Consider the following 18,317-nt stretch of genomic DNA (forward strand, 5'->3'; position numbering starts at 1 on the left):
GTCTCATTTGACAAAATCATTTGTCAATACCGGAACGGGACCGGAAACAGTTAGGTTCGTTGACGGTTGCAACAAACCACCCCCACCCTGTGACCCGTGAGAACCCCCCTGCTGGTGGCAGCGTTGGCAGCAGCGGCGATCGTTCCCGTGTGGACGGTCGCGGCGCAGGCCGACGTGGTGCCCGGAACCGCTTATCAAGTGACGAACGTGGGCAGCGGAAAGTGCGTGGAGTCGCTGGGAACGGCCAACGGCTCACAGCTCCGCCAACAAGGTTGCTCTGGGCAGACGTGGACCTTCACGCCCACGAGCGACGGCTACTTCACCGTCGGCCAGGGCCAGGTCTGGGACGTCTCGAACGTCTCGACCGCGGACAACGCGGCTGTCCACATGTGGCAGTCGTTCAACGCGAACAACCAGCAATGGCGCCCTGAACAGGTCGGCACGGACACCTACCGGTTCGTGAACCGCAACAGCGCCAAGTGCCTCGACGTGCCCGGCGCGTCCACGGGCGACGTGCAGCTGGTCCAGTACACCTGCAACGGGACCAACGCGCAGCTCTTCCGCCTCACCGGCGGCACGCAGCAGCCGGGCCAGCCGGACTTCGGCCCGAACGTGCTCGTCTTCGACCCGTCGATGTCCTCCGCCACCATCCAGGCGCGGCTCAACGACGTCTTCCGCCAGCAGGAAGAGGGTCAGTACGACGCGCGCCGGTACGCGATCATGTTCAAGCCCGGCAACTACAACGTCGACGTGAACATCGGCTTCTTCACCCAGGTCCTCGGCCTGGGCCTGTTGCCGGACGGCGTGACGATCAACGGTCAGGTGCACGTCGAGGCCGACTGGTTCGAGGGCAACGCGACGCACAACTTCTGGCGTGGCGCGGAGAACCTCGCGATCCGTCCCCCGAGCGGCACCAACACGTGGGCCGTCTCGCAGGCGTCCGCCATGCGCCGCACCAAGACCTACGGCAACATGCAGCTCGACGACAACGGCTGGTCGAGCGGCGGCTTCCTCGCCGACTCCGTGGTCACGGGCCAGGTCCGCTCCGGTTCGCAGCAGCAGTGGCTGTCGCGCAACACCGAGTGGGGCTCGTGGACCGGCGAGAACTGGAACATGGTCTTCGTGGGTGCCCGCAACGCACCGCAGACCTCGTTCCCCGAACCGCCCTACACGAACGTCGCGCAGACCCCGGTCATCCGCGAGAAGCCGTTCCTGAACGTCGACGGCAGCGGCAACTACAACGTGTTCGTCCCGGCGCTGCGCTCGAACACCAGCGGCACCACCTGGGCCAGCGGTAACCAGCAGGGCACGAACATCCCGCTGTCGCAGTTCTACATCGCGAAGCCGGGCACCTCGGCCGCCACGATGAACGCGCAACTCGCGGCCGGCAAGCACCTGCTCCTCACGCCGGGCATCCACCAGGTCTCGGAACCCATCCGGGTCACCCGTCCCGACACCGTCGTGATGGGCCTGGGCCTCGCCACCGTCATGCCCACCAACGGCAACATGGCACTCGACGTGGCCGATGTGGACGGTGTGAAGATCGCGGGCGTGCTCATCGACGCGGCCCCGACCAACTCCCAGCTGCTCATGCAGGTGGGCGCGCCGGGCAGCAACGCCAACCACTCGGCCAATCCGACGTCACTGCACGACGTGTACGCGCGCATCGGCGGCTCGGCGGTAGGCCGCGCCACGACCTCGCTCGTCGTCAACAGCCACAACGTGATCGGCGACCACCTCTGGCTCTGGCGAGGCGACCACTCCATCGGCGTGGGCTGGGACCTCAACACGGCCGACACGGGCCTGATCGTCAACGGCAACAACGTGACGATGTACGGCCTGTTCGTCGAGCACTACCAGAAGTACCAGACCATCTGGAACGGCCAAGGCGGCCGAACGTACTTCTACCAGAACGAAATGCCGTACGAGGTGCCCAACCAGGCGGCCTGGATGAACGGCTCAACGCGCGGCTACGCGGCCTACAAGGTCTCGAACAACGTCACCACGCACGAAGCGTGGGGCCTGGGCAGCTACGCGTTCATGAACGCGAACCCGTCCGTGGTCGCCGACCGCGCGTTCGAGGTGCCGAACACCCCTGGTGTGAAGTTCCACAGCATGGTGACGGTTTCCTTGGGCGGTAAGGGGACGATCCAGCGGATCATCAACAACTCGGGCGGCACGGCGACTGCCGGATCGACCGAGGCTTATCTGGCGAACTACCCGTGATGACGCTCTGAACCAGGTGATGTGAACGGCCCGCACTCCGCTGGAGTGCGGGCCGTCTTCCTTTCAGCCCAACCGCTTGGGCCGGTTGATCTTCATCTCGTCCATGTCGGTGACCTTGGCCTTCAAGCCCTGGAAGTCGACCCCCAGCTCATCGAGCGCAGCCGACGCACGCCGCAACCCAGCCTCGTCCGGCTTCTCCGCGGCGGTGAGGATCACGCGGTAGCTGAAGAAGTCGAGCTTCTCGTCATAGGTCAGCGCCCCGTCCTCGCTGAACCCCGCGTCCCGCAGGAAGTCGAACCCCTTCAACCGGTCCGACAAGGAAACGCGCTGCTCAGCGGTGAGGTCGGCGAACCGCCCCCGAACAAGTACCCGATAAGTGTGTTCAGCCACGAGCGAAGATGCTCCCCGATCTCCCGCCGCTCTGGCGAACGATTTCCCCGGTGCGGAACAATCTCGACCATGAACGCAAAAGAGCTGGTCACGCGCATCCGGACGGAGCTGCACCCCGGTGACCACGACAACCTCGTGGTGAAACTGATCGAAACCGGACAGGCCCCGCGCGCCGTGATCCAGACGTTCGCCGCGGAAGAGAACCACATCGTGTCGTCGGACTGGCGAACATTCCTCGCGCTGGCGAGCAAGGCGAGCGAGCCGAACGCGCGGGCGTTCTTCACCCTGCTCGCGGGTGGCGAGGAGCTGGTGCTCCCCATGTTGCAGCCGCTGGCGGAGGCGGCCGGCATGTCGGCCAAGGACTTCCAGGCCTACGAGCCGTTCCCGGGCTGCCAGGCCTACCCCGCGTACCAGGCGTGGATGGCGCTCAACGGCGAGCCGACGGACGTGATCCTCGCGATCCTGGCGAACTTCACCGCGTGGGGCGGCTACTGCGCGCGCATGGCCAAGGGTCTGCGCGAGCACTACGGGTTCGATGACGAGGCGTGCGCGTTCGTCGACTTCTTCGCGACCCCCGCACCACAGCTGGAGGACCGCGCGGTCGCCGCGATCCAGGCCTCGCTCGACGCGGGCTGGCAGCCGAAGCACGCGTGGCGCTACGGCCGCCTGCTGCAGGCCTACGAACTGCAGTTCTGGTCGACGCTGGCCTGACGAGACGCTGGCCTGACGAGACGCTGGCCTGACGAGACGGGGGCGGCCGCAAGACCGCCCCCACCCGTCCTATCGAGGCAGATAAGCCCGGTGGGACTTGGAGAACTCGTAGTTGTTGTACTTGTCCCAGTTGATCGACCACGTCATGAGCCCGCGCAGGTTCGGGTAGACCCCGCGAGGCTTGTAGCTGCCGCACCGCGTCCCCTTGGTGAGGCAGTCCAGCGCGGTCTGCACGTCCGCGACCGACGTGAACCCGTTGCCCGCGTACTGCGCGGCGGGCAGGCCGATCGCGACCTGGTCCTGGCGCAGGCCCGCGAAGAACTTCGACGCGTCGCCCCGCACGGGGAACCCGGCGAGCACCATGTCGGTCATCGCCACGTGGAAGTCCGCGCCACCCATGTTGTGGTACTGGTTGTCCAGCCCCATCACGGGTCCGGAGTTGTAGTCCTGCACGTGCAGCAACGTCAGGTCGTTGCGCATCGCCTCGATCACCGGCAGGTACGCGCCCGTGCGCGCGTCGCCGGTGCCCGTGCCGCCGTAGAACTGGTAGCCGACCTGCACGAAGAACGTCTCCGGGGCCATCGTCAACACGAAGTTGGCTCCGTAGCGGGCCTTCAGCGACCGCAGCGCGGAGATCAGGTTCACGACCACGGGCGTGGTCGGGTTCTTGAAGTCGAGGTCACCGGGGTTCAGCGACAGCGAGTGGCCCTCGAAGTCGACGTCGAGGCCGTCCAGGCCGTACTTGTCGATGATGCCGCCGATCGTCCGCACGAACGCGTCGCGCGCCGCCGTCGTCTCGAGCCGCACCTGGCCGTTCTGGCCGCCGATGGAGATGTTGACCTTCTTGCCCTTCGCCTGCTGGGCGCGGATGCCGGCGATGAACTCGGCCTCGGACTCGACGTTCGGGCACTCCGCGACCGGACACTGGGCGAACCGGAGGTCGCCCGAGGTAGCGCTGGTCGGCTCGGCGAACGACAGGTTGATGACGTCCCACTCGTCCGGCACGTCCTTCATGCGGATGTAGCCGGAACCGTTCGCGAAGCTCGCGTGCAGGTACCCGACGAGCACCTTGCGCGGCAACTGCCCCGTGGGCGGCTGACCGGTCGTGGTGGTGGTCGTGGTCGTCGTAGTGGTGGTCGTCGACGACGTGGTCGAGGACGTCGTCGGCCCAGTGCCACCGGTGCACGCGGCGCCGTTGATCGTGCAGTTCGACGGGTCGGCGGTGCCGGCGGCGTTGAAGCCGAACGTCACGCTCGCGCCGGGCGCGACGGAGCCGTTGTACTCCCGGTTGACGAAGGTGTGGTGGTTACCGCTCTTGGTGAGCAGCGAGTCCCAGTAGGCACCGACGGTGGTCGAGGCGGGGTAGTCGAACTCGACCTTCCAGGAGCTGATCGCCGCGCTGGTCTCGTTCTTGATCGTCACCGTCGCGGTGTACCCGGTGCTCCAGCCGTTCTTGGAGAACGTCGCCGTCACTCCGGCGGCGCTGGCGGGGGCGAGGCTCACGATCACGGTGCCGAGCACCAGTGCGGCCACCGCGGATATTCGAGCGAACAACAGCATGGGTTCCATCCCTCACGCGTTGGCGGCCGGCAGGGGGTCACCCCGAATTGGACTAGACCATCTGTCGTGAAGTCAAGGTTCTAGACTCGCTGCCGTGCCCCACGCTCGTGCCTCCGACGGAACCAGGCTCTTCTACTCGGTCGAGGGCTCCGGGCCCCCGCTGCTGCTCATCGCAGGCCAGGCGAACTCCTCGAAGTGGTGGTCACAGGTCCGCGAGGACTTCTCCGCGCGGTTCACGACGATCGTCACCGACCACCGCGGCACCGGTTCCAGCGACAAGCCCGACGCCCCGTACAGCACGCGGATGTTCGCCGACGACAGCGTCGCGATCCTCGCCGACGCGGGCGTCGACCGAGCCCACGTCTACGGCACGTCGATGGGCGGCCGGATCGCGCAGTGGATCGCGGCGGCGCACGGTGAACGGGTCGACCGGCTGGTGCTGGGCTGCACCTCCCCCGGCGGCGCCCACGGCATCGAACGCAGCGCCGAGGTGCGCAAGTCACTCGCGCAGGTCGAGCCGATGAAGGCGCGCAGGGCGTTGGAAGAGTTGATGTACACCCCGGCGTACAAAGGCCCGTACAACACGCTGGGCGACCCGCAGATGCCGCCGCACGCACGCAAGCGTCACCTCTTCGCGAGTGCCGAGCACGACGCGTGGGACGTGCTGCCGTCGATCACCGCACCGACCCTCGTCGTGCACGGCACCGAGGACATCTTCAACCCCACGGCCAACGCGCCACTGATCACGTCACGCATCCCGAACGCGACGATGCACCTCGTCGAAGGCGCACGACACGGCTACTTCGAGGAGTTCCGCGCCGAAGCCTCGCCTCTGGTGATGGACTTCCTCAGCTCGTGACCCACCGAAGGCCGCGCATCAACGCGTGGCCCGCGAATCGCACGCCCGTGGCCTCGGCGACCGGCAGGTAGGGCAGCCGGAGCGGCATCCGCGCCCACACCGGCAGGGTGGCGACGGCGGTGGCGCTCAGGATCCCGTACGGGCCGCGCGCCACCAGCGGCAACGGGGCCTTGAACAGCAGGAACCTGGCCGCCTGCCGAGCCTCGGCCGTGCCCTTCAGCTCGGCCCGGTACGACTCGAGCTTCGCGTCGAGCTCGGCGGTCGTGCGAGGAGGGTCCGGAATGCCCATGGCGTCCGCGATGACAGCCATGTCGGCGACGTACCCGTCGTAGTCGTCGAGCGGCTTCTCGCCGTAGCGCTGGTGGCAGCGCAGGAAGCTGTCGACCTCGGCCACGTGCACCCAGCCCAGCAGGTGCGGGTCGTCGGCGCGGTACTTCCGGCCGTCCGGAGCGGTGCCGTGGATGTGCTTGTGGATGCGCGCGAGCCGTTCGACGGCCTTCAACGCGTCGGCAGACGTGCCGTAGGTGGTGGTGCCGACGAACAGGCTCGTGCGCTGCAACCTGCCCCACGGGTCCGTCAGGTAGTCGGAGTGCTGGGCCACCGCCGCCATCGCCAGCGGGTGCAACGACTGCAGCAGCAACGCCCGCAGCCCGCCGATGAACATGGCGTGATCAGCGTGAACGTGCCGAATCGGCCGGTCTTCGGCGAACAACCGGGGACCGGGCGTGCCGTGGATCCGGCGGGCGTGCTCCTCCCGCTCCGGACCCACGACCTTCTCGAAGAGTCCCCGGCTCAGCTGCCGCCTCAGCGTCTCCAGCATCACCCCATCATGCGCGCCAGTAGTCGCGATCCGGAAGGATCAGCCACTGGTCCGGCTGAGTGAACGCCTTGTCGTTCCTCGGGCGCACACCGGCGTAGGCGCAGCAGTAGGCGACGGGCTTGTGCGCGTACAGGTGCTCCAGCAGCACCTCCGCCGTGTCCCCGCCCTCGTTCGGGCCACCGCCGGGGTGCAGGTCGCTGTCGACGTACTCGCCACCTCGGTAGATGCTGCCCTGGTTGCCGCTCTTCGGGTTCGCGTACATGCCGTACACGACGGTGCCCGCGGACAGCAGGCTCGTCACCACGGGCGTCGACGCGTTGTAGAAAGACGGCTGGAACAGGACGCACCCGCCGGGCACCTCGGTGACGCCGACACCGAGCTCCTCGTCCCGCTCCTCGACGGAAGGCACGATCTCGGCGTTCAACCTGCGCGCGGCCTCGGCGGCGTCGATGCCCGCGACGCAGGCGACGCTGTAGCCGTCGTAGTGCGGGAACCCCTTCAGCGCGGTCACGAGCCTGCCGCACTCCGCCGTCGCGTCCCACTCGGCCTCGGTGAGCTTCTCGTCCGAGGAGATCACGTGCGGCGTGGTGAGGCTGAGCCGGGCCGGTGACCAGCCGGACATCATGGGGCGCACCGGATCCGCTCCGGCAGCGAGCAGCGCCTGGACGCTGTCCGCCTTGGCCGCGTGCACCGCCCGCCACAACGCCGTGCGGCCGTCGAAGACCTGGTCGACGTCGCCGGCCCGGGCGACGACCTCCGCCACGACCTCGGCGGAGCCCACCTCCGCCGCCATGTGCAGCGGAGGCATCCAGAACGGGCCGTTGTCCGGATCAGCGCCCGCGTCCAGTTTCGCGCGCACCGCCGCGAGGTTCGTCCAGTCGTAGTAGGAAATTCCCTGCCACAGATTCTCTTCCCCCATGCGACCGCACCCTAACCGACCGCGATCTGGTCGAGGTCGGGAGCGCCCGCGGTGTCGTTGCCGAACCGGATGGTGTTGGCGCCGGCGTTGAGCACCACCGGGATCTCGGCCACCGACGGGGTGGTGTTGCCGATCCCGTCGACCTCGATCTCGACGGGCGTGCCGCCGTTGACCGTCACGAAGAACGAGCGCGGCCCGTTCACGGTGAACTGGACGAAGAGCTTGTAGGAGCGCGTTTCCGGCACGGTGACGTCCGGGAAGGTGACCGAGGCGTCCGCGCTGCCACCGATGTTGCGCACCTTCTCCCCGCCCGAGCACTGCCCGCAGTTCGTCAGCCCGGTGGCGCCGAACCGGTTCGCCGAGTCCTCGGCCTCGCGCACGAACACGCGGCCGGCGGGCCTGGTGCGCACCGGCACCGCACCGGAGACCGCGCGCCCCGAACCCAGGAGTTGGAACGACGCCGTCACCGGGATGCTCACCGAGCCCACGTCCTGCCCGGCGGGTGAGGTCGCGGTCCACACCCCTTCGAGCAGACCGGCCAGACGCATCGACGTGCGGGTGGCCGGTGCTCCGGTCAGCGTCCACCCCGCAGGCAGCGCCGGTGCCAGCGAGACGGCGTCGATCTGCTCGTCGGCGTCGAGCCGCAGCCGGGCGGTGATCTTCACGGACCGCTGTCCGGGCGCGACCCATTGCACGCCATGGGGTGACACGGTCAGGGTCGTCTTCGGCGTGTGGGTCGACGGCGGCAGCCCGCCGATCGAGATGCGGTCGAGTCCGAGCCTTCCGGCGCTGAAGACCTTCACGGTGTTGCCGCCCGCGTTCAACGGCACCGCGACCGACGTCGGATCCGGCACGTCGGCCCGATCCTTCGGCACGGCAACGGAAAGCGGTGACGCGCCGTTCACCGAGACCGACACCGCGGACGCCTCGGCAGACGTCAGGTCGAGCTGCAGGCGGTAAGTTCCCGCCGCCGCAACGGAAACGTCGCGGTAGGTCACGGCGTTGCGCTCACCGCCACCGAGCCCGGTCACCTGGCGGGTGCCGGAGCAGGCCGCGCAGAACTCACCGCGCGCCGAACCCGAGCGGTCCGCGTCCTCGGCCTCCAGCGCGCCGCCGGGCAGGCCGCGCGGATAGCCGTGCCCGACCCGGATCTCGTCGATCTTCAGTTCCCCGAAGTACACCGGCGCCTGCGGACCGCTCCAGGTGTTCAGCACGGTCAGCTTGAGGTACCTGGCCTCCTGCGCGCCGATGTCGATGAACTGCGTGCCACGTGCGGACGGCAACGCACCGCTGCGGACGTGCCACCAGTCACGGCCGTCGTTCGACGCTGTCAGCTGGTAGTCCTTGATACGACTCGAATCCTCCGGCCTGCCGAACGAGACGCGGGCGTGCGTCGGGGACGACTCGCGCTGGTTGATCGCGAGGAACGCGGCCTTCTTGCGGCGGCCCAGGTCCAGCGAGATCGAGACGGGCTGGGCGCTGGAGGCGTCCCAGTAGGTCTCGAAGTCGCCGTCGGTGAGGTTCGAGGCGGGGAAACCGTTCTCGGACGACGTCGCCGACGCCTTGACTCCGGTGTGGAAGCCTTGTTGCCCAGCGGTGTCGACGGCGAACACGGTGTCGTAGTCGTCCCATTTCGTGACGCCCTGGATCGTCAGGTGCCCGGCCGACTGCGAGAACCGCAGCTGCTCGCCGGTGCGCAGGTCGCGGACACCCGTGACCCGGTACCCGTTGTCCCGCAGGCGGACGAAGTCAGCTCGTGGCTTCGTCACCACGTGGACGTACTGCTTCCCGGTCTTCGGGTTGACGGTGATCACGCCGTGCGCGCCGTCGTTCCAGAAGCCGGGCTGCATGCCGCCGTACAGGTACCCGGCGCCCTCGACGCCCTGGATCGACTCGCGGATCGGCGGCACCCACCGCGCCATGAAGTCGTTGTAGGCCTCCTGCTGTGCGGGCATCCTGCCGTTCACCATCGGTGTCTCGGCCATCAGCGACTTGATCGACGAGCCCGCGTTCGTGACGTAGCGGCCGGTGTTCAGGCGCGTGTCGACGGCATGGCTGCCGCCGTCGTACCACCAGTCCCCCGTGTTCGGCAGCTTGTAGCAGGCCTCGGACAGGCGCGGCATCGGCGTGAACGTGGCCGCCGGGTAGTCGTAGGACGGGAACATGCCGGTCTTCTGCTCGTTCGAGACCGTGTCCATGATCGGTGTGTCCTCGTTGTTGTTGCTCAGCAACCACGCCGGGCGCAACTGCCGGATCTGCTCGTAGAGCCTGTTGCGCTCCCAGTACTCGTTGTCGTTGTCGATCCAGAAGCCCGCCAGGTCGTCGTAGTTCCTCATGACCTCGAAGAAGAGGTCGTAGCTGTACTTGCCGAAGCCCTCGCGTGTGGTGAGGTCGACCTGCTCGCCCTTGTACGCCGAGTAGGCAGCCGAATCGAGCATCTGGACGCCCTGCTCGCTGTGCCACTGCGGGTCGTCGGTCATGTAGAGGACGACCTTCACACCCTTGGCCTTGCCCGCTCGGACCAGCTCCCCGAGCAGGTCGCGTTCGGTCGCGCAACTGCCGGGGACCTGCGACGGCCACGGGCGCGCGTAACCGAGCCGGCTGTGGAACGTCGCCAGGACGACGTAGGAGGCGCCGAGCTTGCGGGCCTCGTCGATCCAGTAGTCGGCGGTCCACCCGCCGCCGGTGACGTCACGTTCCCACTCGGCGCAGTTCAGGTGCTTCGGGGCGGTGAACATGCCCCAGTGCAGGAACAACCCGGCGGTGGACTGGCGCAGCCACTCCTGTCTCGGGTGCCGCACCTCGGCCTGCGCGGCCCCCTGCGTCACCACGGTGAGCAGACCTCCGAGCAACATGGCCACCACGGCCACGCACAGACGACGTAATCCCATGACCCACGCTCATCTCGTCCGGGGCGGCGGCGAGAAGATCCGATGATTGCAACCGGAACGAGGGCCGGTCAACCCGCGATCGAGCTCACCACACCAGCACCCGAAGGAGCATCCGCGAGCAGACCATGATCGGGATAATCGAGACGCCCGGCCGACCCGGCCGGCGGAGGGGGAGAGCAACGGATGGACGAGCGGCACCTACCCGGCTTCTACCACGACGCGGAGGCGGTCTCCCGGCTCGGACAGCGGCTCACGCTGCTGTTCAGCCGGGTGCGGCTGATCGGCGCGGTGGTCGCGGCGGTGGGAGGCGCGTTCAAGTGGCAGATCGGCGCCAGTGGCGTCGACTTCTGGGCGTGGGTGGCGCTCAGCGGGTTCCTCATCGCCCTGTTCGGCGAGCTGCTGCTGTGGGTGATGCACCCGGAGCTGAAGTGGAACGCGGGCCGGACCGTCGCCGAACGCGTGAAGTCGCTGTCGTGGCGCTACGCCGTGGCGGGCGCACCGTTCCACAGCGGCGTCCAGGACCCGCGGCGGGACCTGGAGCTGGCCATCGCCGACGCGGTGAAGGACCACCGCAGGGAGGTCATGCTGACCAGCGCGAACGACACGGGCGACGAGGTGATGGCGCAGCTGCGGGCCAAGCCGTTCGACGAGCGCAGGAAGGCGTACCGCGAAGCCCGCGTCGAACCGCAGCTGCGGTGGTACCGCGAGAGGTCGGCGATGAACGAGACCCGCGCGAACGTGTTCCGCGTCCTGATGATCATCGGTGAGCTCGTCGCGATCCTCTTCGCCATCCTGCGCATCAACGGCGCCTGGGACGTCGACCTGTCCGGCGTGATGGCCGCGGCCGTCGCGGCGGGCGCGGCGTGGATCGGGCTGCGGCAGTTCGAGAACCTGAGGGTCTCCTACTCGGCGGCGGCCGGGGAGCTCGCGTACATCTACCACCAGATCCCGTACGTCGAGGAGAGCGACTGGGCCTCCACGGTCGCCGCCGCCGAGGCCGTGATCAGCAAGGAGCACACCGCCTGGCTCGCGTCACGGCCCAGCGCGACCTGACCGTCAGCCGAGCGCCTCGACGACCTTCGTCACCATCGCGCGTTCCGCCACCGCCACCTCGCCGTCCGCACCGGCGACCGAGCGGCACATCTCCGACACGGCCGCGCGGAAGATCGCCACGTCGCGCGGCTCGTGGGCGTTGATGATCGCCACGGAGTCGCGCAGCGCGGCCAGGACTCCCGACTCCACTTCGGACGTCGAGCCCGTGGGCAGCGAGGGCGGGGCGGCGGCGATGATGGCGCGCAGGTCGTCCGAGAGCAGGGTGATGGCCCTGATGCCGGCCTGGCTCTCCTCGTCGACCGAGCCGGGGTCCGCCGTGGACACCAGCACCATGGCACCGAAAACGGCCGTGCGGAGGGTCTGCCCCTCCGCCTCCGTGTACGCAGTCATGGGCGCAAGCCTATGCAACGATCAGTGGCTATGAGTGCGGGTCAGGTGCTTGGCGCCAACATCAGGGCGTTCCGGGAGCAGCGCGGGCTGTCGCTGTCGGAGCTCGCGCGGCGGTCGTCCATCGCCAAGGGCACGCTGTCCCAGCTGGAGAGCGGCGCGGGCAACCCGACGATCGACACAGTGTTCAGTTTGTCGAACGCTCTGGACGTGCCGGTGTCCTCACTCGTGACCGAGCAAACGCCGCCGGACGTGGTGCTGGTGCGCGCCGGCGACGTCGAGGTGCTCAGCAGCAACGCCGTCGACCTGCGGCTGATGCGGCGGATGGACATCGGTGACACCGTGCTGGAGATCTACGACCAGCGCGTCCGGCCCGGCGCGGTCCAGACCAGCGAAGGTCATCCCGGCAAGGAGCACGTGCTGGTCACGAGCGGGCGGCTGCGCGTCGGCCCGGTGGACAAGCCGTACGAGCTGGGGCCTGGCGACTACGTGTGCTTCCCCGGCTCGCTGCCCCACTCCTACGAGACCGTCGGCGACGAGGTCAGCTCGGTACTGGTGCTGGAGTACCCGAAGCACTAACGTTCATTCTAATGAACGGAGGTGGCGATGCACCCGGACGTCGTGGTCATGGGCGCGGGCATCATCGGTGCCGCGTGCGCCCAGGCGTTGAAGGCGCGCGGGCTCGGTGTCGTCGTCCTCGACCGCCACGGACCCGCGTCGGGCACCAGCGCGGCCGGTGAGGGCAACGTGCTGGTCAGCGACAAGGGACCCGGCCCGGAACTCGACCTGGCCCGGGCGAGTCGCGCGTTGTGGCCGGAACTCGCGGACGACGCCGAATGGGAGGAGAAGGGCGGCCTGGTCGTCGCGACCACTCCGTCGGCCGTGGTGCCGCTGAAGGCTTTCGCCGCGGCCCAGCGCGAGGTCGGCATCGACGCCTGCGAGATCACCGTCGAGGACGCGCTGACCCACGAGCCGCACCTCAACCCGGAGATCACCGCCGCCGTCCACTACCTGCAGGACGCCCAGCTCAACCCGGTGAAGGCCACCCGATCCCTGTTGCGCGGCATCGAGGTCAGGCGGGCCGAGGTGTCCACAACGGACGGCCGCAGCGTGACGACCGCCGACGGCGTGATCAGCTGCGGCGCGGTCGTCAACGCCACCGGCCCGTGGGCACGCGCGTTCGGCGTGAACGTCCTGCCCCGGCGCGGCGTCGTGCTCGTGACCACCCCGATCCCCGGCACGATCAGGCACAAGGTCTACGACGCGGACTACGTCGGCGCGGTCGCGAGCGGCGACGCCGACCTGCAGACGTCCGGCGTGGTCGAGTCGACGCAGGCCGGCACCGTGCTGATCGGGTCGAGCCGCCAGCGCAAGGGCTTCGACGAGACGATCGAGAGCCGCGTGCTCGGCGCGTTGGCACGCAGGGCGATCGCGATGTTCCCGATGCTTCGGGACGTCCCGGTCATGCGCGCGTACGGCGGCTTCCGCCCCTACGCCCCGGACCACCTGCCGATCATCGGCGAGGACCCCCGCACCCCCGGCCTGTGGCACGCGACCGGTCATGAGGGAGCGGGCGTCGGCCTCGCCCCGGCCACCGGTCTCCTGCTGGCCCAGCTGCTCACGGGCGAGGACCCCTTGGTCGACCCCCGCCCGTTCCGCGTCGACCGGCCGGAGGTGATGGTGTGAGGGTGACGTTCAACGGCCTCCAGCGCGAGGTCGCGCACGTCGCGGAGTTGTTGCCCGGCAGGTACTTCTGCGGCATCGGCGTGTGCTTCGGGTGCGTCGCGGAGATCAACGGCGTGCCCGAGGTCCGGGCGTGCCGGCACCCGTTGCGCGACGGCGACGTGATCAGGACTCAGTCGTGAGGGTGGTCGTGGTGGGCGCGGGACCTGCCGGGATGGCCGCCGCCCGGACCGCTGCCGACGCCGGGGCCGAGGTGGTGATGGTCGACTCGGAGCCCGAGGCCGGTGGGCAGTACCTGCGCGGGCGGGTCAGGTTCGAGCACGCCGGGGTCACGCACCTCAAGAACGCCGAGGCCTGGATGGTGGAGGGCGACTCGCTGCACCTCCGGTGGGGTGGAGCTCTCCGAGACGAGACGTCTCGTCTCGGCACACCTCGCCTCCTCCGGTTCGACGCCCTGGTCATCGCCACCGGCGCCTACGACCGCCCCCTCCCCTTCCCGGGCTGGGACGGCCCCGGCGTGATCACCGCGGGCGCCGCCCAAGCCCTGGCCAAACAGGGCGTCACCCTCGCCGAACGCGTCATCGTCACCGGCACCGGCCCGTTCCTGCTCCCCGTCGCCACCGCGCTCCAGGACCTCGGCGCCACCCTCGTCGGCGTCTACGAGGCCTCCTCCCCCACCCGCTGGCTCCGCGAAGCCAGGGCGATCGCGGCGAACCGGCACAAGATCGGTGAGCTCGCGAGCTACCGCACAGTCCTGCCACGCCTGGAAACCCGCACCGCCGTGATCGCCAAGCACGGCGACCGCGTCACGGTCGCGAAGCTCGACAGCCAGTGGCGACCGGTCAGCCACCGCACCGAGCACGCCGACCTGGTGTGCGTCGGCTACGGCTTCCTCCCCCGCACCGATCTCGTCCCCGATGCCGGTCGCACCAACGGCTTCCTCGACGTCGACGACCACCAGCGGACGTCCGCCACGAACGTCTACGCGGCCGGCGAGGTCACCGGCATCGGCGGCGCCGACCTGGCCGAGGCCGAAGGCATCGTCGCCGGAGCGGCTGCGGCAGGCCGGCGACCACCGGCCGAAGCACTCGAAGCAATCCGCAGGGGCAGGCTGTTCGCAGCAGCCCTGGCCAGGGCGCACGAGGTCCAGCCCGGCTGGCAGAGCTGGCTGAGCCCGGACACCACCGTGTGCCGCTGCGAAAAGGTCACCCTCGAAGGCCTCACCGACGCCACCACCCTGCGCGAGCTCAAGCTCACCAGCCGTGTCGCGATGGGGCGGTGCCAGGGCCGCGTCTGCGGCCGCAACGCCGCCGACCTGACCGGTGTCCCGTTCGACGGCCAGCGCCGCGTCATCGCGGTCCCCATCCCCCTCGGCGAACTCGCACAACTCCCGGAGGACAAGTCATGACCGAACGCCTCGACGGCGTCATCGTCGCCACCGCACTCCCCTACGCCGAAGACCCGACGGCACCCGCCGGGCTGCGTCCCGACCTCGACAGGTTCGCCGAGCACTGCCGGTGGGTCGTCGACAGCGGGTGTCGCGGGGTCGGGCCGAACGGTTCGCTGGGCGAGTACTCGTCGCTCACCGACGCGGAACGCCGCGAGGTCGCGCAGACCGCCATCGCCGCGGTCAAGGGGCGTGGCATCGCGGTCATCGGTGTGCACGGCGTGGGCGCGCACCAGGCTCGGCACTGGGCCGAACTCGCGGCCGAGGACGGCGCGGACGGCGTGCTGTGCCTGCCGCCGACGATGTACCGGGCCAACCGCGGTGAGGTCGTGCACCACTTCCGCGAGGTCGCCAAGGCCGGGTTGCCGATCATGGTCTACAACAACCCGATCGACACCAAGGTCGACCTGACGCCGGACCTGCTCGCGGAGATCGGCCAGATCGAGAACGTCGTGGCGGTCAAGGAGTTCTCCGGCGACGTGCGGCGCGTGCTGGAGATCCGCGCGGCCGCCCCGCACCTCACCGTCGTGGCGGGCGCGGACGACGTCGTGCTGGAGAGCCTGCTGATGGGCGCCACGGGCTGGTTCGCGGGCTACCCCAACGTGTTCCCCGCCGAGAGCAAGCAGCTGTTCGACCTGGCGCTGGAGGGCGAACTGGAGGAGGCGCGCGCGTTGTACGAGAAGCTCGTGCCCGCGTTCCGCTGGGACTCGCGCACCGAGTTCGTGCAGGCCATCAAGCGTTCGATGGACTACGTCGGCCGGTACGGCGGCCCGTGCCGTCCGCCGCGCGGGCCGTTGAGCGCCGAGCAGCTCGCGCAGGTCGACGCGGACATGAAGCTGGCGACGTCGTGAGGTTCGCCAAGTACTTCAGCGCGGTCGACTCGCACACCGAGGGCATGCCGACGCGGGTCATCACGGGCGGCGTCGGCGTCATCCCCGGCGAGACCATGGCCGAGAAGCGGCTGAACTTCATCAAGAACCACGACCACATCCGCCGGCTGCTGGTGAACGAACCGCGCGGGCACGCGGCGATGAGCGGCGCGATCCTGCAACCGCCGACGCGGCAGGACGCGGACTGGGGCGTGCTGTTCATCGAGGTCTCCGGCCTGCTGCCGATGTGCGGGCACGGCACGATCGGCGTCGCGACGGTGCTGGTCGAGACGGGCATGGTCGAGGTGACCGAACCCGTCACGACCGTCCGCCTCGACACCCCGGCCGGGCTGGTGCTCGCCGACTACGACACCCGCACGAAGCTCGTGACGATCCGCAACGTCCCGGCGTACGCGCACGAACTGGACGCGGTCGTGACCGTGCCCGGGATCGGCGAGGTCCGCTACGACATGGCGTACGGCGGCAACTTCTACGCCATCGTCCCGCTCGCGGACCTCGGCATCCCGTTCGACCGGGCCGAAAAGGACAGGATCCTGGCCGCGGGCCTGGCCGTCATGGACGAGATCAACGCGACGAACCGGCCGGTGCACCCGGTCGACGCGGCGATCAGCGGCTGCAAGCACGTCCAGTTCGTCGCGCCCGGCGAGGACGGCGCCGACTCGCGCAACGCGATGGCGATCCACCCCGGCTGGTTCGACCGATCTCCCTGCGGCACGGGCACGTGCGCCCGGATGGCCCAGCTGCACGCCCGTGGCCGGCTGGGCATCGGCGAGGACTTCGTGAACGAGTCGTTCATCGGCACGAGGTTCATCGGCCGGCTGCTGGAGGAGGTCCAGCTCGGCGACCGCACGGCCGTCGTGCCGACGGTGGCCGGGAGGGCGTGGATCACCGGTATGGGGCAGTACCTCCTGGACGAGACCGATCCCTTCCCCGAGGGGTTCGCGCTCTAGGGTCTCCCGGGTGACGACGACCCCCAGCCTGGAAGCACTGCTGCGCATCGGACCGTTCCACTCGGCGCTGCGGGCGGCCATCCGCCGCCGCGGCCTGACGCTGGAACGGCTCCGGTCGCGCCTCGCGCACCAGCAGGTGGCGGTCGCGCTGTCGACGCTGAGCGACTGGCAGCAGGGCCGGGTGCGGCCGGTCTCGCCGAAGTCGCTCAAGGCCGTCGAGGTGCTGGAAGAGCTGCTGGAGGTGCCACCGCGGTCGTTGCTGGACCTGCTGGAACGCACCGGCCCGAGCGGCTGGCCGGACGTCGTGCCCGGCATGATGCCCGGCTTCGACGCCAACGACCTCGAGGTCCTCTCCCGGCACGACAGGGTGTTCGTGGACGCGGACCGGCGTGCGTCGCGCGTCGAGTCGCGGGTGGTCGTCCGGGCGCGCCGCGACGGCGTCGACCGCTTCCACGCGCACTACTTCTGCGACGACTCCGTCGAGTCGTCGCAGATCCGGCACGAACCCGTCCGCAACTGCCGGCTCGGCCGGTCCACCTGGGACGCCGAGCAACGCCTGGTCGTCGACGAACTGCTGTTCGGCAAGCCGTTGAGCGAGGGCGAGACCTGGGTCGTCGAGTTCGTGGCGCACGACTCGACGCGGCTGGAGAGCGTCGAGTACGCGCACGGCGTGCGGTGCTTCCTCCCGCAGAGCCTGATCGAGGTGCACTTCGACCCGGCGGCGCCGCCCGTCGACCCGCACGTCTACCTGCAGGACTGGGAGGAGCAGGAACCGCACCGCACGATCGACCTGGCACCGGACCACACGAACTCCGTGCACCACTTCGAGACTGATGTGTCGGTGAACTGGGTAGGTATCCGCTGGAGGTGGGCCTGATGATCACCACTGAGTACGTCCCCGGAGCGCCGGCCTGGATCGACCTGGGCTCGTCGGACGAGGCGAAGGCCGCGGAGTTCTACGGTGGTGTGCTCGGCTGGGACTACCGGCCTCGCGACACGCCGGGCAGCGGAGTGTTCACGTGTGAGGGCGTGGCGGTGGCGGGCCACGTCGCCGCGCAGGCCGGGTCGTGGATCGCTCACTTCGCGGGCACGGGGCCCACGACCGAGGTCGTGCTGACGGATCCGCACGGCGGGGAGTTCGGGGTGTGGCAGGGGCCCGCCGGGCTCGGCGCGGTGTCGGTGCCGGGCTCGCTGACGTGGCTCGAGCTGCACTCCCCCGCGCCCTCCGCGTCGGCGGCGTTCTACCGCTCGTTGTTCTCGTGGGAGATCCGGATGATCCCGGGCGCGCCGGGCCAGTTCCTGCACCCCGCGGGAACGGAGGAGGGCCGGATGTTCGGTGCGATCGTCGCGGACACCCAGGCCTTCTGGCTGCCGTACTTCGAGGTGGCCGATGTGGATCAGGTGGCCGCCGCGGCGCCGGTGCTCCTCGCGCCTCATGACCTCGACGGAGTCGGACGGATCGCGGTGCTCGTTGATCCATTCGGAGCCCGCTTCGGGGTCATGCGTTCCGTTACCTCCTAAATGCTCCCCA

18 protein-coding genes are annotated in these 18,317 nt (G+C 69.3%); 12 read left to right on the forward strand and 6 right to left on the reverse strand.

Features of this window, described 5'->3' with window-relative positions; translation table 11 throughout:
* The first annotated feature begins 96 nt into the window (after window positions 1–96).
* Complete coding sequence (locus tag PV646_RS26045) at window positions 97–2,226, forward strand: pectate lyase-like domain-containing protein (protein WP_500344809.1); 2,130 nt, start codon at window positions 97–99, stop codon at window positions 2,224–2,226.
* Between the two features lie 63 nt (window positions 2,227–2,289).
* Here the strand turns inward: PV646_RS26045 and PV646_RS26050 are convergent, their stop codons facing one another.
* On the reverse strand, window positions 2,290–2,616 hold the full coding sequence (locus PV646_RS26050) for a DUF6204 family protein (protein WP_500344810.1): 327 nt from the start codon (window positions 2,614–2,616) through the stop codon (window positions 2,290–2,292).
* A gap of 69 nt (window positions 2,617–2,685) precedes the next feature.
* Here PV646_RS26050 and PV646_RS26055 point away from each other — a divergent pair, with 69 nt between their 5' ends.
* A complete protein-coding gene (locus tag PV646_RS26055) occupies window positions 2,686–3,327 on the forward strand; it encodes a thiaminase II/PqqC family protein (RefSeq protein ID WP_500344811.1) in 642 nt (213 codons plus the stop codon).
* Window positions 3,328–3,396: 69 nt separating this feature from the next.
* Here the strand turns inward: PV646_RS26055 and PV646_RS26060 are convergent, their stop codons facing one another.
* Complete coding sequence (locus tag PV646_RS26060; protein ID WP_500344812.1) at window positions 3,397–4,887, reverse strand: chitinase; 1,491 nt, start codon at window positions 4,885–4,887, stop codon at window positions 3,397–3,399.
* Between the two features lie 94 nt (window positions 4,888–4,981).
* Here PV646_RS26060 and PV646_RS26065 point away from each other — a divergent pair, with 94 nt between their 5' ends.
* Window positions 4,982–5,746, forward strand: coding sequence for an alpha/beta fold hydrolase (locus tag PV646_RS26065; RefSeq protein ID WP_500344813.1), 765 nt, complete (start codon window positions 4,982–4,984; stop codon window positions 5,744–5,746).
* Here the strand turns inward: PV646_RS26065 and PV646_RS26070 are convergent.
* The 3 genes from PV646_RS26070 to PV646_RS26080 are packed head-to-tail and all read right to left on the reverse strand — an operon-like array spanning window position 5,736 to window position 10,376.
* A complete protein-coding gene (locus PV646_RS26070) occupies window positions 5,736–6,566 on the reverse strand; it encodes an oxygenase MpaB family protein (protein ID WP_500344814.1) in 831 nt (276 codons plus the stop codon). The two genes, PV646_RS26065 and PV646_RS26070, sit on opposite strands and share 11 nt — an antisense overlap.
* Before the next feature lie 7 nt (window positions 6,567–6,573).
* Window positions 6,574–7,485, reverse strand: a complete 912-nt coding sequence (locus PV646_RS26075) for an ankyrin repeat domain-containing protein (protein ID WP_500344815.1) — start codon at window positions 7,483–7,485, stop codon at window positions 6,574–6,576.
* 11 nt (window positions 7,486–7,496) lie between these two features.
* Window positions 7,497–10,376, reverse strand: coding sequence for an alpha-L-fucosidase (locus tag PV646_RS26080; RefSeq protein WP_500344816.1), 2,880 nt, complete (start codon window positions 10,374–10,376; stop codon window positions 7,497–7,499).
* A gap of 183 nt (window positions 10,377–10,559) precedes the next feature.
* On the opposite strand from PV646_RS26080, the gene PV646_RS26085 reads away from it, so the two are divergent.
* Complete coding sequence (locus tag PV646_RS26085) at window positions 10,560–11,429, forward strand: DUF4231 domain-containing protein (RefSeq protein ID WP_500344817.1); 870 nt, start codon at window positions 10,560–10,562, stop codon at window positions 11,427–11,429.
* 3 nt (window positions 11,430–11,432) lie between these two features.
* Here PV646_RS26085 and PV646_RS26090 read toward each other — a convergent pair whose 3' ends face one another.
* Window positions 11,433–11,819 (reverse strand): hypothetical protein, encoded by a 387-nt coding sequence (locus PV646_RS26090; protein WP_500344818.1) that lies wholly within the window; start codon window positions 11,817–11,819, stop codon window positions 11,433–11,435.
* A gap of 30 nt (window positions 11,820–11,849) precedes the next feature.
* Here PV646_RS26090 and PV646_RS26095 point away from each other — a divergent pair, with 30 nt between their 5' ends.
* From PV646_RS26095 to PV646_RS26130, 8 genes are read left to right on the forward strand one after another with little or no spacing between them, the layout of a single operon-like run.
* A complete protein-coding gene (locus tag PV646_RS26095) occupies window positions 11,850–12,395 on the forward strand; it encodes a helix-turn-helix domain-containing protein (protein ID WP_500344819.1) in 546 nt (181 codons plus the stop codon).
* A gap of 27 nt (window positions 12,396–12,422) precedes the next feature.
* Window positions 12,423–13,502, forward strand: coding sequence for an NAD(P)/FAD-dependent oxidoreductase (locus PV646_RS26100; RefSeq protein WP_500344820.1), 1,080 nt, complete (start codon window positions 12,423–12,425; stop codon window positions 13,500–13,502).
* Window positions 13,499–13,681 carry a 2Fe-2S iron-sulfur cluster-binding protein gene (locus PV646_RS26105; protein WP_500344821.1) on the forward strand — a complete coding sequence of 61 codons (183 nt, stop codon included), beginning with the start codon at window positions 13,499–13,501 and terminating at the stop codon, window positions 13,679–13,681. The genes PV646_RS26100 and PV646_RS26105 overlap by 4 nt, the downstream gene beginning before the upstream one ends.
* A complete protein-coding gene (locus tag PV646_RS26110) occupies window positions 13,678–14,907 on the forward strand; it encodes an FAD-dependent oxidoreductase (RefSeq protein WP_500344822.1) in 1,230 nt (409 codons plus the stop codon). The genes PV646_RS26105 and PV646_RS26110 overlap by 4 nt, the downstream gene beginning before the upstream one ends.
* A complete protein-coding gene (locus PV646_RS26115) occupies window positions 14,904–15,797 on the forward strand; it encodes a dihydrodipicolinate synthase family protein (RefSeq protein ID WP_500344823.1) in 894 nt (297 codons plus the stop codon). Before PV646_RS26110 ends, PV646_RS26115 begins: the two co-directional genes overlap by 4 nt.
* The gene (locus PV646_RS26120; protein WP_500344824.1) at window positions 15,794–16,786 is read left to right on the forward strand and encodes a proline racemase family protein; all 993 of its coding nucleotides are present in this window, start codon (window positions 15,794–15,796) and stop codon (window positions 16,784–16,786) included. The genes PV646_RS26115 and PV646_RS26120 overlap by 4 nt, the downstream gene beginning before the upstream one ends.
* 10 nt (window positions 16,787–16,796) lie before the next feature.
* Entirely contained in the window at window positions 16,797–17,663 is an 867-nt protein-coding gene (locus PV646_RS26125) for a helix-turn-helix domain-containing protein (protein ID WP_500344825.1), read from the forward strand.
* The gene (locus PV646_RS26130; RefSeq protein WP_500344826.1) at window positions 17,663–18,307 is read left to right on the forward strand and encodes a VOC family protein; all 645 of its coding nucleotides are present in this window, start codon (window positions 17,663–17,665) and stop codon (window positions 18,305–18,307) included. The genes PV646_RS26125 and PV646_RS26130 overlap by 1 nt, the downstream gene beginning before the upstream one ends.
* The last annotated feature ends 10 nt before the right edge of the window (window positions 18,308–18,317 follow it).

The organism is Streptomyces sp. ID05-26A (assembly GCF_033794685.1).
Taxonomy (GTDB): Bacteria; Actinomycetota; Actinomycetes; order Mycobacteriales; family Pseudonocardiaceae; genus Lentzea.

What these genes read in the sequence shown, in the direction of transcription:
- PV646_RS26055 (WP_500344811.1), top strand. Translation starts at nt 2,686, where the DNA reads ATGAACGCAAAAGAGCTGGTCACGCGCATCCGGACGGAGCTGCACCCC.
- PV646_RS26060 (WP_500344812.1), bottom strand. Translation starts at nt 4,887, where the DNA reads ATGCTGTTGTTCGCTCGAATATCCGCGGTGGCCGCACTGGTGCTCGGC.
- PV646_RS26070 (WP_500344814.1), bottom strand. Translation starts at nt 6,566, where the DNA reads ATGCTGGAGACGCTGAGGCGGCAGCTGAGCCGGGGACTCTTCGAGAAG.
- PV646_RS26075 (WP_500344815.1), bottom strand. Translation starts at nt 7,485, where the DNA reads ATGGGGGAAGAGAATCTGTGGCAGGGAATTTCCTACTACGACTGGACG.
- PV646_RS26080 (WP_500344816.1), bottom strand. Translation starts at nt 10,376, where the DNA reads ATGGGATTACGTCGTCTGTGCGTGGCCGTGGTGGCCATGTTGCTCGGA.
- PV646_RS26085 (WP_500344817.1), top strand. Translation starts at nt 10,560, where the DNA reads ATGGACGAGCGGCACCTACCCGGCTTCTACCACGACGCGGAGGCGGTC.
- PV646_RS26090 (WP_500344818.1), bottom strand. Translation starts at nt 11,819, where the DNA reads ATGACTGCGTACACGGAGGCGGAGGGGCAGACCCTCCGCACGGCCGTT.
- PV646_RS26095 (WP_500344819.1), top strand. Translation starts at nt 11,850, where the DNA reads ATGAGTGCGGGTCAGGTGCTTGGCGCCAACATCAGGGCGTTCCGGGAG.
- PV646_RS26100 (WP_500344820.1), top strand. Translation starts at nt 12,423, where the DNA reads ATGCACCCGGACGTCGTGGTCATGGGCGCGGGCATCATCGGTGCCGCG.
- PV646_RS26115 (WP_500344823.1), top strand. Translation starts at nt 14,904, where the DNA reads ATGACCGAACGCCTCGACGGCGTCATCGTCGCCACCGCACTCCCCTAC.
- PV646_RS26130 (WP_500344826.1), top strand. Translation starts at nt 17,663, where the DNA reads ATGATCACCACTGAGTACGTCCCCGGAGCGCCGGCCTGGATCGACCTG.